The sequence below is a fragment of the Aureimonas sp. SK2 genome, from assembly GCF_029813115.1.
Taxonomy (GTDB): domain Bacteria; phylum Pseudomonadota; class Alphaproteobacteria; order Rhizobiales; family Rhizobiaceae; genus Aureimonas.
The window spans coordinates 1-425 of record NZ_JAPZDS010000080.1; the positions used below are offsets into that span (position 1 = coordinate 1).

Sequence of the window (425 nt, forward strand, 5' to 3'; positions counted from 1 at the left end):
GCGTCAGGTCCGAGACCGCCTTGCGCAACCGCTCGTTCTCTTTCTCGAGGTCCTTCAAACGCTTCACCTGATCCAACTTGAGACCGCCGAACTCCTTGCGCCAACGGTAATATGTGAACGGCGTCACGCTGATCGTGCGGATCGCTTCCGCTACCGGGCGGCCCTGCGAAAGCAACACATCGACCTGCCTCAGCTTGGCGACGATCTCTTCGGGCTTGTGCTTCTTCTGTCCCATTCTCGTGTCCTCCATCGGCTCGAAAGCCTACTTCAGGGAGGACCACTTAGCGTAATCGCAGGTGGCACCTCTCGCCGAGGGTGAAGCGGTTCCCCAAGCTGGTCATCCAGCAACGATCGGTGTTGCCGATAAGGGAAGGAGAACCACGATGCCCTCCTATGCAGCTTTGGATGTGTCGCAGGAGACGACG

General features: G+C 58.8%; 1 protein-coding gene. It reads right to left on the reverse strand.

The window, feature by feature from the left end:
• On the reverse strand, nucleotides 1-235 hold a 235-nt coding region (locus O5O54_RS22295; RefSeq protein ID WP_279484037.1), incomplete at its 3' end, for a transposase.
• Between the last annotated feature and the right edge of the window lie 190 nt (nucleotides 236-425).